Origin of the sequence: Paractinoplanes rishiriensis, from assembly GCF_016862375.1 — a bacterium.
In the GTDB taxonomy this organism is placed as follows: Bacteria; Actinomycetota; Actinomycetes; order Mycobacteriales; family Micromonosporaceae; genus Actinoplanes; species Actinoplanes rishiriensis.
Genome location: NZ_BOMV01000011.1, coordinates 57405 through 71170 on the forward strand (window position 1 = coordinate 57405; position 13766 = coordinate 71170).

Here is a 13766-nt window from a genome sequence, read left to right on the forward strand (position 1 = left end):
CGACGCCCACGCTCTTGCGGATTTTCACGTCCCCTTGTCCTCTCGATCGATGGGGATGAAAGCCGCCCCCCGACGGCCGGACAAGCTGTTCGAAGGTGCCGTCGCGCTCGTGTCGGTGGCGCACGAGCGCGACGGCGGTGTAACCACTAAGCGGTGGTGCAGGCGTTGCCGTTGAGCGTGAATGCGGGCGGCACCGGGTTACTGCCGGTCCAGCTGCCGAGGAAGCCGAACGAGGCGGTGCCGCCGGTGGCCAGGTTGCCGTTCCACGCGGCGTTGGTCACCGTGACCGTGGAGCCGCTCTGGCTGACCGAGCCGTTCCACAGCTGGGCGACGGTCTGGCCGGCCGTGAAGGTCCAGCCGGCCCGCCAGCCGCTGATCGCCGTACCGGTATTGGTGATCTTGACCTCGCCCTGGAATCCACCCTGCCAGCTGCCGGTGACCCGGTAGCTGATCGAGCACGACCCGATGTTGGACGGAGTGGGGCTGGGCGGGTCGGTGGGCGGCCCGGAGGAAGAGACCGTGGGAGTAGGCGTCGGCGATGACGTGGTCGGGACGACCGTCGGTGCCGTGGTGGTCGTTCCGATCTTGGACGGGTCCACCACGCCCCAGTAGGCGTCCTTGGCCTGCAGCCGGGTGTCGAACAGCAACGGCGCGTCCTTGCGGGTCACCGGGAAGGTGTCCAGCCAGGTGTTGTCGTCCGCGAGGCCCCACACGATCACCGCGGTGATCTCGCCCGGGTACTGGCGGAACAGCGCGAACATGTCGCGGTACATGAACGCCTGCTGGCGCAGCCGGTCGGCCGGCGGCGTCGGGAAGTTCTCGCCGCTGTTGGTGTAGATGCTGACGTCCATCTCGGTGACCTGCTGGTCGATGCCGAGCGGGACGAACTTGTCGATCATCGCCTTGCTCTCGGACAGCGTCGGCCAGCTCACGTTGATGTGCACCTGGTGGCCCACACCGTCGATCGGCACACCCTCGGCCTTCAGCTGGGTGACCAGGTTGAAGAGCTTGTCGCGCTTGGCCGGCACGTTGGTGTTGTAGTCGTTGATGTAGAGCTTGGCGGTCGGCAGCACCTCACGCGCCACCCGGAACGCGGTCCGGATGTAGTCGAGGCCGGCGATGTTGAACCAGTTGCTGCGGCGCAGGCCGTCCGACTGGTTCTCGTCGATGACCTCGTTGACCACATCCCACACCGGGATGGTCGTGCCGTACTTGGCGCCCACGTTGCGGATGTGATTTTCCAGCCGGGACAGCAGCAGCGCCTTGTCCTCGGCGGTGGCGGTCATCGGCTGGCCGTCGGCGCCCACGAAGACCCAGGCCGGGGTCTGGTTGTGCCAGACGAAGGTGTGCCCGCGGACGGCCTTGCCGTTCGCCTTGGCCCACGCGACCAGCGGGTCGGCCTGGGTGTAGGTGAAGGTGTTCTCGGTGGGCTCGGTGGCGTCCCACTTGAGCGCGTTGCCCGGCGTGACCAGGTCGAAGTGCTTGTTCAGCAGCTGGCCGTGCTCGGTGACGATCTCCGCGCCGGTGATCGAGGCGCCCACCGGGAACTCGGTGATCACGTCCTTGATCGACGGGATGTCCGTCTGGATCGGCAGCGACGGCACGTAGCTGATCGCGACATCGTCGATGTAGAGCGAACCGGTGCTGGACGAGGTCTCCACGTACACCCGCAGGAACTCGACGTCGGAAGCGAGCGTGTACCGGCCGACCAGGTTGACCCAGTTGCCGTTGTTCACCGCGGTGTTGCCGACCACCTGGTCGTAGGAGGCGGTGCCACCGGTGCGCCGTTCGACGCTGAGCCGGGCGTTGTCCGACCCCTCAGCCATGCGCACCCAGACCGAGATGGTGTACGCGGTGCCCTTCTCGAAGAGGTCCAGAACATCGAGCGATGGGCCCTGCCAGGCTGCGGTCCGCCCGGTGACCTGCAGGCTCCGGCTGCCGCCGTGGGCGACCGTGGTGCTCGTGGCCAGCACCTCGGCCGAGCGACCCGCCCAGCCGTCGGAGGTGCCGTCCTCGAACGTGTCGGTCAGCACGGTGACCGCGGCCGGATCGTCGGCAGCGCTCGCGATGTTCGTGATTGTTACGGCGGCTACGGGCGCCGCGACCAGGACTGTGGCCACGGCGAGCCGCGCAAGTGCGCGCATCTCGGTGTTCCTTAGGGGGAAACGGTACGCCGTCAGATAGAGACAGCCATCGTTGCATGGGAGCGCTCCCATGACAATGGTGTGTCCACGATGTTGCGGCGACCGCCCCTCAGCCCAGTGGCGACCGCCCTCAGTCCAGTGGCGACCGCCCTCAGTCCAGTGGCGACCGCCCTCAGTCCAGTGGCGGGCGGGTCAGAAACGACCCGTCGGCGCCGAATTCCGCGCTGCCGTCGAACTGATCGACCCACATCTCGCCGCCGGTGTGCCGCAGGAACCAGCCCCGGTAGTTGTACGACTCCAGCGCCACGGTTCCGGCAGACCAGCCGGCCCGGGCGCAGAACGTCGCATCCCGCCGGGACAGCACCGTATTTTGCTCGTCGCTGGCCCGCAGGCGCCAGTTGAGGTGCCGCAGGTGCCGGCCGTCCGCGGCGAGCAGCGAATAGCATTGCCGATCCGCCAAGCCCGGCACAACCTCGAACGTCGCCCATTTCCGATCGGTGTCGTTGCTGACGTCGGTCAATACGCCCGCGTCGCCGAGAATGGCCACGTAACGCCCGCTCTGGTTGGCCGATTCGAGCGATACTTTGCCGGTTGACAACGGCGGCGGTTGACTTTGCGTCACCGTGGGCTGTTGCTCTTTCTGGTCCGGGTTCTCTTTTTCGTCCGCGGCGACGGCCAGTCCGACCGTGAGCGCTCCCACCGTGACGGCGCCGGCCAGCGCGGTTTTGAGGCCGATACCGGATGCCGTCGCGGTCACCGCCCCGCCGATTGCCTCAACGACCGCCTTGTCCACCGCCGCCGGCACCGCGACCAGCCCCGCCAGCAGCCGCTCCGCCGGAATCATCCGCTCCCCGGCCGGCCCGCACACCGCACAGGACCGGACGTGCCGCGCGATCCGCTTCCGCCAGAACGGCCCGGGAACCCCGTTCCAGTCCGCGATGGTCGCACTGAGCCGATCGCAGCCCGGCACGGCTTCGAGCGCCGCCACGATGCTCCGGCTCAGCTCCAGCTGCTCCCGCATGCGCCGGACGCGTACCCCCGCATGCCCCACCCGCACCCGCAGCGCCGCGGCCAGCTCGGCCCGCGTCAGTTCCCCCGCGGTCTCCAGCCACCAGAGCGACAGAACGGCGCGCTCATCCGCCGACAACCACCGTCCGGCGTGCTTGACCTGGCGCCGCTGCTGCGCCATCTCGAGCCGGAGCAGCGCCGGTTCCTCGGCGTCCGCCCCCGGCTTCCAGGCCGCATCCTCCAGCGGCGCAATCCGCTCCGCCGCCCGGTCAGCCTTGGCCGCGTAGGTGCCGACCTGCCGCACCGTGATCGCGGCGAGCCAGGCCCGGAAACTCTCCGGGGCCCGCAGCTTGGGAAGCTCCCGAACGGCCCGGAGCAGCACCTCCTGCACCACGTCGTCCACTTCAGACCGAGCCCCGAGTGCCTGCCTGACCAGGTTGTAGACAAGCGGCAGATGCCCCCGGACCAACGCCTCCAACGCCGCCCGATCCCCACCCCGAGCCGCCACGACCAGCGCAGCATCGCCCCCAGGTGCCGCCGGCGCCCACGTACCCACAGCCATCGGTCTGTCCGCTCACGAAGTGTGACCGGCATGCTACGAGACCCGCCCAGAACATTCAAGAACATGCAGAGGTACGCGACGGCACCGTCACCCACCCCCCGCGGCAGCCCTGCCTCACACCGCGACCACCTGCCCCGACGGGCCATAGCGCGCGTTTCGCGCGCCTGCACCCGCTCGGCCGTCACCCTGCCCGGCGGCGCGGCCCCATCCGGCTTCCGGCGCGTGGAGACCTTGACCCGTCCGCCCGAACAAAGTTGCACGCGGCGCGGTTGCCGTTCGGGGCGGCCGATGGCGGACCTCCAACCCAGCCCCAGCCATCCCGCTTTGCGGCAGCCCGCCGCTGGGCGCATATCCGATGCCTTAAGAGTTCGCCGATGGCTGCCTGGGCTAGATCTTGGCGATTTACGGTCACCTAGAGTTTCGCCATTCGGTTGATGCGCGGCCGGTGAAGTGCCACAGCGAGCCGACACCCGCCGCCGTCTGGTGGTGGTGGCCCGGGTCGCGATCTTGAAGAATTGGTTGTTCCGGTCGAACTCCGGTCGAACCGGAACTCGCCACGATCTATCGGTGGAGCGGCTTTATAAGGTATTACGCGGCTTTTGCTCCGGAGGGTGTTCCGGCGGGTGGAATGATCGTCCGAATTCTGCAGCCAGGACAGGCCCACGATGCGGCCAGCGGATCCCGGTCATCGTCGAACAGCAGATCGACAACATCGCGTCGCGGACGAGGCCAGCGGGGGACGTTTGCGGCAAAAGGCATGGCGAGTGCCATACTGCGGGCGGCTCCGGGCGGTCCACTGTGTTTCCTGGATCGGAAATATGTTTCCTGATGTTTCCTAGGGGAGGCGTTCATAAGTCATTGACATGTGTTAATAGCGGCTCGTAACTTCGGGAAACAGTTTTCCTTCGCGCGCTGATTCTGCGTGCTGTCCCCCGGAGGAGTTGGTATGTGGAGACGGGTGGGCCGGCTGCTTGCTGTGCCCGTACTGCTGATGGTTGTGGTTGTTGTTCCGGCCTCGCCGGCGCTTGCGGCGGTGGACACGATGACCGTTGACATGACGGCGTATGGGGGGACGCCTACCTATCGGGCGTCCGGGTTCATCTATGGCACCTCGACCAACGGGGCCTCGCCGTCGCAGTCGTTGCAGAGCCAGATCAAGGTGAAGGTCATGCGGGCCGGCGGGTCGCAGATCGGGTGCCCGAACGGTGGCTACGTCAACGGCGGGTACACGGCCAGGTGGAACTTCCTGAAGGCCTACTACGCCCGGGCCCGGTCCACCGGCGCCGCGTTCAGCCTGCTCTTTTCGGGCGTCTGGGGTGCCGACGGGGTGTGCAACGTGCCGCGCTGGCCCGGTGACGGCGGGAACTGGACGGAGTACACGACGTTCGTCAACCGGATCATCGCCGACGCCCGGGCCGCCGGGATGACCGGGTCGGACGTGCGCTGGGACCTGTGGAACGAGCCGAACATCTTCTTCTGGGGGCGCACCCAGAGCCAGTACCTCGAGATGATCCGGCGCGGCACCCAACTGGTGCGGGCGGCCATCCCGGGCGCGGTGATCGAGGGGCCCAGCTACGCGGGTGTGCCGTCGCCGTCGAACTCGTGGTGGAACACGTACCTGGACTATGTCCGGGCCAACAACGTGGTGCCCAACATCATCAGCTGGCACGATCTGCCCGGCGACCCGGCCGCCGACGCGGCGGCCCTGAGCGGCATGCTGTCGTCTCGCGGGATCAGCATCTCCGGGACGTCGGTGAACGAGTACGGCGCGTTCGGCGACGAGCAGCAGCCGGGCCCGTCCGCCTGGTACATCGCCCGGCTCGAACGCTGTAACTGCGACGGCGCCCGGGCCAACTGGGGCATGGTCGGCCAGACCCCGTCGCTGTACGACACGTTCGGCTGGCTGGTCACCGCGAACGCCAACCAGCCGATGGGCCAGTGGTGGGTCTACAAGCGCTACGCCGACCAGTCCGGCCAGCGCACCAAGATCACGGCCGGCTCCAGCCATGACGGCACCGTCTTCCAGGACTCGTCCGCGCGCCGGTCGATCGCGGTGCTGGGCGCGCGGGTGGGTGCGTCGCAGGGCGCGGTCGACCTTCGCTACACCGGCATCCCGTCCTGGCTGGTCGGCAACGGCTCGGTGAACGTCCTGGTCGAGCGGATGCCCTCGACCAACGCTTATGTGAGTGCCCCGACGGTCGTCTCCAACAGCCGGTTGACGGTCAGCGGGGGAGCGATCACGGTGCCGATCAACTGGACCAATTTGAAGGACGCGTACGCGGTCACTTTGACGCCGTGATCGACGTGGCGCGGCGGCCTCGCTCAGATGTGGTTCCGCCAGGTGTGGCGGGGTTCGTAGCCGAGCAGGCGCCGCGCCTTGTCGATCGACAGCAGGGTTTCGTGTTCGCCCAGGTCGCGCCGGACCTCGACGTCGGGCCAGACGGCCGCGGCCAGGCTGGCTGATGACCTGCTCATCACGGTGTCCGCATTGGCGATGATGAAGATCTCCACCCCGGGGACCTCGTACGCCAGGGCCCGGCGCACCGCCTGGGCGCCGTCGCGGGCGTCGATGTAGCCCCACAGGTTCCACTTGCGCCGGGCCGGGTCGGCGTCGAAGGACGGGAACTCGGCGTAGTCGGCGGGGTCCATCACGTTCGAGAAGCGCAGGCCGATCATCTTGAGGGCGGGATTCCACCGGCAGAACTGGGCCGCCATGGTCTCCTCGAGGTGCTTCGCGAGGGCGTACCGGGACTCGGGGCGGGCCGGGTAGTCCTCGTCGAGCGGGAGGTACGGCGGCGGGGTGTCGAACGGGATGCCCAGCAGGGTCTCGCTGGACGCCCAGACCACGTTCGTGATGCCGGCCGCGCGGGCCGCGGCGAACACGTTGTAGGTCGCGATGATGTTGTTCTGGAACGTTGCCGCGTTGCCGGTGATGCCGGGCGCCGGGATGGCGGCCAGGTGCACCACCGCGTCGATCCGGTCGTAGCGGTCGTCGATCGCGGTCAGCGCCTCGATCGTCTGGCCGTAGTCGGTCAGGTCGATGCGCAGGTCGGGGCGCTGCGCCGCCGCGTCGATGTTCACTACCTCGTCGCCGGCGTCCCTGAGTTCGGCGACGACCGCCCGGCCTAGTTTGCCGGTGCCGCCGGTGACCGCGATCCGCATGCCGCCAGCCTGCCAGATCTGAAAGTGTTCTGCCGGGGGCGATGAGTTCCCGGCAGCCGCCCGGGCTGCACGGCTGCCTGGCCACGCTGGCCGCGAGCCACTTCGTCGAGATCTGCTGGACGGCGGGCTGCGGGACGGCGGCGGGGCGGGGGAGGGCCGGCCCGAGGGCGGGCACGCGTTGGCGTTGCTACCTGGGGTGACGCACTACAGCATGTTCGTGTCGCCGCTCTTCGCCACGGTTACTCTGGACTTCCTCGACCGGCAGGATTGATCCCAAAACCCGCTGGGAGCGCTCCCAGCATGCGGGCGCATCGATTGACGTCTCTGGCAAATCGGCATTAGCCTGCGATCCCCGTTTCGCGTACGTTTCGTCGCGGTTTCGCACCGTGCTGGGCGCTGCGCCACCTCTGTGATCGGATCGCAATGGCTTCCTCCATACCCGGATTCCGCTCCAGGCGCCGGCAAGCTTGGCTTGCCGGCGCCGTTACCGTCGTGGCCGCCGCCGGGCTGGCCACCGCGGCAGCCACCGGCGCCGGGGCCGCCACCACCGGCTGCCAGGTGACCTACACGGTCGGCAGCCAGTGGCCGAGCGGGTTCACCGCCAACGTCGCGGTCAAAAACCTCGGCGACCCGGTCAGCAGCTGGCAACTGGGGTGGACGTTCCCTGCGGGACAGCGTGTAACGCAGGGTTGGAACGCTTCAATCACGTCGTCCGGCGACGCCGTGACCGCGTCCAACGCCAGCTGGAACGGCTCGCTGCCGACCAACGGGACCGCGTCGTTCGGCTTCAACGGCAGCTGGACCGGCAGCAACCCGTCGCCGGCCTCGTTCACCCTGAACGGCGCGACCTGCACCGGCAGCGTGGACCCGACGACGCCGCCGACCACCGAGCCCAGCACGCCGCCGAGCACGCCGCCGACGACCGAGCCCAGCACGCCGCCGACCGGCGAACCGCAGAACGCGGCCGCCACGGTCGCCGCCATGCAGCCCGGCTGGAACCTCGGCAACACGCTGGACGCGGTCGGCGCGGACGAGACCGCATGGGGCAACCCGCGGATCACCGAGGAGCTGCTCGAGGGCGTCAAGGCGCAGGGCTTCAAGAGCATCCGCATCCCGGTGACCTGGAGCGCACAGCAGGGTGGCGCCCCGTCGTACACGATCAACGCGGCGTACCTGAATCGGGTCAAAGAGGTTGTCGACTGGGCCCTCGAGGACGGCTTGTACGTGATGATCAACATCCATCACGACTCGTGGCAGTGGATCAACACGATGCCGACCGACCACGACAACGTGCTGGCCCGGTACAACGCGACCTGGGAGCAGATCGCGAGCACCTTCCGGACGACGTCGGACAAGCTGATCTTCGAGAGCGTCAACGAGCCGCAGTTCACCGGCAGCTCCGGTGACGCGCAGAACGCCAGCCTGCTCAACGAGCTGAACACGTCGTTCCGCTCCATCGTCCGTGACTCGGGCGGCACCAACGCCACCCGCCTGATCGTGCTGCCGACCCTGCACACCTCGTCCGACCAGGTGCACCTCGACAACCTGGCCACCACGGTGGCGGCGCTGAACGACAACAACCTGGCCGTCACCACGCACTTCTACGGCTACTGGCCGTTCAGCGTGAACATCGCCGGCACCACCACCTTCGACGCCACCACGCAGAAGGACCTCACCGACGTCGTCGACCGCAACGTGAACACGTTCGTGTCGAAGGGCATCCCGGTGATCGTCGGCGAGTACGGCCTGCTCGGCTTCGACCGTTCGCTGGACGCGGTCGAACAGGGTGAGAAGCTGAAGTTCTTCGAGTACTACGGCTACTACACCCGTCTCAAGGGCATCACCACGATGCTCTGGGACAACGGCCAGCACCTTGACCGCACCGCGCTGACCTGGCGCGACGTGGAACTGTACAACCAGATCAAGTCGAGCTGGACGGTCCGCTCCGGCACCGCGTCCACCGACCAGGTGTTCGTCGCGAAGTCCGCCGCGATCGCGGCGAAGACCGTCACGCTCAACCTCAACGGCACCTCCCTGACCGCGGTCCGGCACAACGGGACCGACCTCGTCCAGGGCACCGACTACACGGTGTCCGGCGACCAGCTCACGCTCACCGCGGACGCGGTGACCACGCTGGTCGGCGACCGGACGTACGGCACGAACGCACAGCTCCAGCTCGTGTTCTCGGCCGGCGTCCCGTGGCGGATCAACATCATCACCTACGACTCCCCGGTGGTGAGCGCGGCGACCGGCACGACCGCCGCGTTTGCGATTCCGACCGCGTTCAACGGCGACCGCGTGGCCACGATGGAGGCCAAGTACGCCGACGGCACCAACGCGGGCCCGCAGAACTGGACCTCGTTCAAGGAGTTCGCCTACACGTTCCTGCCCGACTACACCGCCGGCACGGTCAAGCTGACGCCCGAGTTCTTCGCGGACGTCAACGACAGCGCCAAGGTGACGCTGACTCTGCACTTCTGGAGCGGCGCCAAGCTGACGTACTACGTCACGAAGTCGGGGAGCAACGTGACCGGTTCCATCAGCTGACCGAGAGCGAAAGGGAGTCACATGCAACCCCCCGCATCCCCCGCAACTCCCGCAATCCCCAGCATCAAGCGGAAGCGTGGCGTCCGCGCCGGCATCCTGGCTGTCGCCACCCTGGCGGCCGCCGGCGGTGTCGCGGTAGCCACGATGTCCACCCCAGCGACGGCGGCCGCCTGCGGCTCGCTGTCGTACCAGGCCGAGGCGGTTCAGAGCGGAAGCAACTGGGTCGCCCGGCGGGGCAGCACCCAGGTGTACACCGGCACCGACATGCGTGCCGCGGTGCAGGCCGCGATCAGCAGCCTGCCGGCCCGGACCTCGAAGCAGAACGTCGTGGTCCGCGGCTCGGGCACGATCAGCGCGAACTCGCGCATCTCGCTGCCCAGCTACACGCTGATCGACGTGTGCGGCACCATCAACGTGAGCGGATCGGGCTCGGGTGACCAGGCCCCGATCTACTCGCGCGGCACCACCGAGGTGGAGGTCGCCAACCTCACCGTCACCGGCTCGCCGCTGTACGGCATCTTCATGCGGAACGTCACCAACGTCGTGCTGGGGACGATCACCATGAATCTGTCCAGCGGTCTCGGTGTCCGCATCGACAACCGCGGTGACACTTCGCAGTGGACCCGTAACGTCCGCATCGGCACGGTGACGGTCTCCGGCGCCAGCTCGCACGCGGTCGAGACGTACGGCGTCGACGGCATCAACATCGGCACCGTGACGGCGCGCAACGTCGGCGAGTCCGGCCTGCTGCTGAACCAGACGATCAACGCCACGGTCGGCACCGTCGACGCGGACAACGCGGGCTCCGGCACCGGTTACGCGGCGTTCCGGATGGCCAACCGCAACGGCCGGGTCGGCAGCTCGTACCCGAACAACATCCGGGTCGGCACCGTGAAGGCGCGCGGCGGCGGCCGGGGCATCTTCTGTGTCTCGGAGAGCGGCGGCGCGACCATCGACCGCGTCGACATCGCCAACACCGGCAACAACTCGGTGCTCGTCGAGAACTGCTACAACGTCGTGATCGCCGGCGCGTCCGGCACGATCAGCGGCGGCGGTGAGGTCCGTATCGCGAACCGCACCGAGTTCCCCGCCTCGACGGGGATCAGGTTCCAGAACCTGACGGTCTCGAACACCAACATCCGGTGGAGCCCGTGCACCGGATCGAACAACACCGTCACCAACGTCACGCGGAACAACTCCACGCTGACCTGGTGCTGATCTTCTGATCTCCGGGCCTTCCGACTACCCGTCGGAGGGCCCGGAGCCCTTTTGCAGCAGCTGCCGTACCTCTTTCTCGTCGCCGTTCTTGACGACCGTGCCGTTCTCGTAGTGCTCGATCACGCGCGGGTCGACATAGGAGGCGCGGGCCACCGCGGGCGTGTTGCCCAGCAGGCCGGCCACCTCCTTCATGGCGTCCGAGACGGCGCGCTTGCGCTTGGTCTTCGTCGGCTGCGGACCGGCCTCGGCCAGCTCGGCGGCCGCCTTGACGGTGCCGTGCCAGGTGCGGAAGTCCTTGGCGGTCATCGATTCGCCGCTGATCTCGCGCAGGTAGTCGTTGATCTCGTCGGCGTGCACCTCCTGCCACCGACGTGCTTTCTTGTCCCAGTACGCGAACAGTCGAGTCTCCTTGCGGCGGCGTCGCTTCAGGTCGCGCAGCACCGTGCACACCTCGCCGTCGCCGATCGTGCCGGAGTGCTCGACGCCGGACTTGCCGGGGAAATTGAGCATCATGCAGGCGCCGCTGGTGCGGACGTGGTCGGGCGAGAGCGTGGAGAGGCCGAACGACGGGTCCTCCTCGCGGGCCGCGTACTGGTCGTTGCCGACCCGGAACATGCCGAGGTCGAGCAGCCGGACGATGGCCGCCAGCACGCGTTCCCGGGTCAGCCCGCGGCCGGTGGTGAGGTCCTCGCAGAGGCGTTCCCGGATCTCCGGCAGCCGGGCCGCCACCTCCAGCACCCGGTCGAACTTCTCCTGGTCGCGGGCTGTGCGCCAGTCCGGGTGGTACAGGTACTGCTTGCGCCCGGCCGCGTCGACGCCGGTGGCCTGGATGTGGCCGCGCGGGTCCGGCGAGATCCACACCTCCTGCCAGGCGGGCGGGATCACCAGGTCCTTGATCCGCTGCACCGTCTCCTGGTCGGTGACCCGCTTGCCGTCCGGGTCGAGGTAGCTGAAGCCGCTGCCGGCCCGCCGCCGCCCGTACCCCGGCCGATCCAATCTGCTTCGCCGCAACCGCATCGTTTTGTTCCGCTCTGCCGAACCCAGGGGACCGGCGAGTGCCCCGCATCGATGAGGTCAAAACACGACCCCCTGCTGTTATTGTGGGAGCGCTCCCATTGACGGATCTCTCTTTTTCGGAAGGAAAGTCCGTGTCCCCCTCTCCCCGTCCCCATCCCCGTTCCCGTTCCCGTTCCCGGCGACGCTGGATCATCGCAGCGGCATCCACCACGGCCGCCTGTGTCACGGCGGCGACCGGTGTCTGGCTCGCCGCCGGTTCCGCCTCGGCCGGCACGATCAGCGGCACCCTCTACCGGGAACCCTCCGGCACGGCGGTCGCCCGCTGGCTGGCGGCCAACCCCAACGACTCCCGGGCGCAGGTCATCCGGGACAAGATCGCCAGCCAGCCGGCTTCGCGCTGGCTGTCCAACTTCAACCTCAGCACGGTGCAGGCTGAGGTGTCCGGGTACGTCTCCGCCGCGAACGCGGTCGGCCAGATCCCCGCGCTGACCCTGTACGGCATCCCCAACCGCGACTGTGGCGGTGCCAGTGCCGGCGGCGCGCCGGACCTGCCGACGTACCAGACCTGGGTTTCCAACATCGCGGCCGGGCTGGGCAACCGCACGGTGCTGATCGTGCTGGAGCCGGACTCGATCGCGCTGCAGACCTGTCTGAGCGCGGCCGAGATCGCGGCCCGGGACGCGGCGCTGCGGCAGGCGACGACGACGCTGAAGGCCGGCAACCCGAACGCCAAGGTCTACATGGACGCCGGCCACTCGGCCTGGAACAGCGCTGCCGACCAGGCCGGCCGCCTGGTGAACTCGGGCATCGCGGTGGCCGACGGGTTCTACACGAACGCGTCGAACTTCCAGTCCACGGACCGCGAGGCCGCGTACGGCCGCTCCATCATCTCGGCCCTCCAGGGCCGCGGCGTGAGCGGCAAGACCCAGGTGATCGACACCAGCCGCAACGGCGGCGCCGCCGGCGACTGGTGCGGCGACGACAACACCGACCGCCGCATCGGCCAGTACCCGACCACGGCGACCAACGACGCCAACATCGACGCCTACCTGTGGATCAAGCCGCCGGGCGAGGCGGATGGTTGCGCGTTCCAGGCCGGCTCGTTCCAGCCGTCCCTGGCGGCCAGCCTGGCCCAGTCGGCCCCGAACCCGCCGGCGACCACCGCGCCGACCACGATGCCGACGACCGTGCCCACCACGGCTCCGACCACGCCGCCCACCACGGCCCCGACGACGACGCCGACTCAGCGGCCGCCGACGGACCCGCCGACGCTGGGCAGCTACGGCTGCACCGCGACCTACCAGACCACGGGTTCGTGGAACGGCGGGTTCCAGGGCCAGGTCACGGTGACCGCGGCCGACGCGGCCATCAACGGCTGGACGGTAACGTGGACGCTGGGCAGCGGCCAGACGATCAGCCAGGTCTGGAACGGCGCGCTGACCACCACCAGCACCGCCGCGACGGTCCGCAACGTGGCCTGGAACGGTTCGCTGGCGGCGCGGGCGTCGGCCCAGTTCGGCTTCCTGGCGAACGGCAACGCCAGCACTGCGCCGGCTTTGCTCTGTTTCGGCTCCTGAAGTAACCGATAGGACCGGGTCCGGCCGTTTGGCCGGGCCCGGTTTTTGTTCCGGGGCCCGCCCTCCGGACTATGGGGCCACCCAGACTATGGGGCCACCCAGACTATGGGGCCACCCAGACTATGGGGCCACCCAGTCGGCGTCGCGGCAGGCGGTCGTGAAGGCGTCGGCGCTGGACCGCCACGCCGAGCCGCCGGTGCTGGCCTTGGTGCCCAGTTCCATGGCGGCGTCCGCGATCGCGTCGTTGTCGGTGCGGCGGCTGGAGGTCATCACCTTGTCCGCGAGGGCCAGCCGTTGCGGCTTGTTCTCCGCATCGGCGTAGCCGTCCGCGAAGTCGTTGCACGCCTGCCGCCCGGCATCGTCCAGCCCGCCCGACGCGGCGCCGCCGTCTGACTCGGGCCGGTTGGCCATCAGCCCGAGAGCCACCAGCGCCACGATGCCCACCACAATGAGCTGCTTGCGGTTCGGCTTGAACTTCAGCTTCACCCCCGCAGGCTAACGCGGCTTCGCGGGTCAGGTTGTACTCACTCA

The 13766-nt window shown here is 68.6% G+C and carries 9 protein-coding genes; 4 read left to right on the top strand and 5 right to left on the bottom strand.

Translation table 11 applies throughout. The features are described from left to right. Window positions 1-146 precede the first annotated feature (146 nt). Window positions 147-2144, bottom strand: a complete 1998-nt coding sequence (locus tag Ari01nite_RS08170) for an endo-1,4-beta-xylanase (RefSeq protein ID WP_203780497.1) — start codon at window positions 2142-2144, stop codon at window positions 147-149. Window positions 2145-2316: 172 nt separating this feature from the next. Next, window positions 2317-3714 carry a sigma-70 family RNA polymerase sigma factor gene (locus tag Ari01nite_RS08175; RefSeq protein ID WP_203780498.1) on the bottom strand — a complete coding sequence of 466 codons (1398 nt, stop codon included), beginning with the start codon at window positions 3712-3714 and terminating at the stop codon, window positions 2317-2319. Between the two features lie 946 nt (window positions 3715-4660). On the opposite strand from Ari01nite_RS08175, the gene Ari01nite_RS08180 reads away from it, so the two are divergent. After that, window positions 4661-6013 (top strand): beta-xylosidase, encoded by a 1353-nt coding sequence (locus Ari01nite_RS08180; protein WP_203780499.1) that lies wholly within the window; start codon window positions 4661-4663, stop codon window positions 6011-6013. A 23-nt stretch (window positions 6014-6036) separates the two neighbouring features. On the opposite strand, the gene Ari01nite_RS08185 is transcribed toward Ari01nite_RS08180, so the two are convergent. Next, entirely contained in the window at window positions 6037-6876 is an 840-nt protein-coding gene (locus Ari01nite_RS08185; RefSeq protein ID WP_203780500.1) for an NAD-dependent epimerase/dehydratase family protein, read from the bottom strand. A 492-nt stretch (window positions 6877-7368) separates the two neighbouring features. Between Ari01nite_RS08185 and Ari01nite_RS08190 the strand changes: the two genes are divergently transcribed. Both Ari01nite_RS08190 and Ari01nite_RS08195 read left to right on the top strand, forming a co-directional pair. Further along, a complete protein-coding gene (locus Ari01nite_RS08190; RefSeq protein WP_438872153.1) occupies window positions 7369-9423 on the top strand; it encodes a cellulase family glycosylhydrolase in 2055 nt (684 codons plus the stop codon). A 21-nt stretch (window positions 9424-9444) separates the two neighbouring features. Beyond that, the gene (locus Ari01nite_RS08195; protein WP_239162570.1) at window positions 9445-10641 is read left to right on the top strand and encodes a hypothetical protein; all 1197 of its coding nucleotides are present in this window, start codon (window positions 9445-9447) and stop codon (window positions 10639-10641) included. Window positions 10642-10665: 24 nt separating this feature from the next. Here Ari01nite_RS08195 and Ari01nite_RS08200 read toward each other — a convergent pair whose 3' ends face one another. Continuing rightward, window positions 10666-11658: a DNA topoisomerase IB gene (locus Ari01nite_RS08200; RefSeq protein ID WP_203780502.1), complete on the bottom strand. Its 993-nt coding sequence runs from the start codon at window positions 11656-11658 to the stop codon at window positions 10666-10668. Between the two features lie 131 nt (window positions 11659-11789). On the opposite strand from Ari01nite_RS08200, the gene Ari01nite_RS08205 reads away from it, so the two are divergent. Then, window positions 11790-13235, top strand: a complete 1446-nt coding sequence (locus Ari01nite_RS08205; protein WP_239162571.1) for a glycoside hydrolase family 6 protein — start codon at window positions 11790-11792, stop codon at window positions 13233-13235. Between the two features lie 120 nt (window positions 13236-13355). On the opposite strand, the gene Ari01nite_RS08210 is transcribed toward Ari01nite_RS08205, so the two are convergent. Next, window positions 13356-13721, bottom strand: a complete 366-nt coding sequence (locus Ari01nite_RS08210) for a hypothetical protein (RefSeq protein WP_203780503.1) — start codon at window positions 13719-13721, stop codon at window positions 13356-13358. Window positions 13722-13766 lie beyond the last annotated feature (45 nt).

Excerpts from the sequence above, each read along its gene's own strand:
- Ari01nite_RS08170 (WP_203780497.1), bottom strand. The coding sequence starts at position 2,144 with ATGCGCGCACTTGCGCGGCTCGCCGTGGCCACAGTCCTGGTCGCGGCG.
- Ari01nite_RS08175 (WP_203780498.1), bottom strand. The coding sequence starts at position 3,714 with ATGGCTGTGGGTACGTGGGCGCCGGCGGCACCTGGGGGCGATGCTGCG.
- Ari01nite_RS08180 (WP_203780499.1), top strand. The coding sequence starts at position 4,661 with ATGTGGAGACGGGTGGGCCGGCTGCTTGCTGTGCCCGTACTGCTGATG.
- Ari01nite_RS08185 (WP_203780500.1), bottom strand. The coding sequence starts at position 6,876 with ATGCGGATCGCGGTCACCGGCGGCACCGGCAAACTAGGCCGGGCGGTC.
- Ari01nite_RS08195 (WP_239162570.1), top strand. The coding sequence starts at position 9,445 with ATGCAACCCCCCGCATCCCCCGCAACTCCCGCAATCCCCAGCATCAAG.
- Ari01nite_RS08200 (WP_203780502.1), bottom strand. The coding sequence starts at position 11,658 with ATGCGGTTGCGGCGAAGCAGATTGGATCGGCCGGGGTACGGGCGGCGG.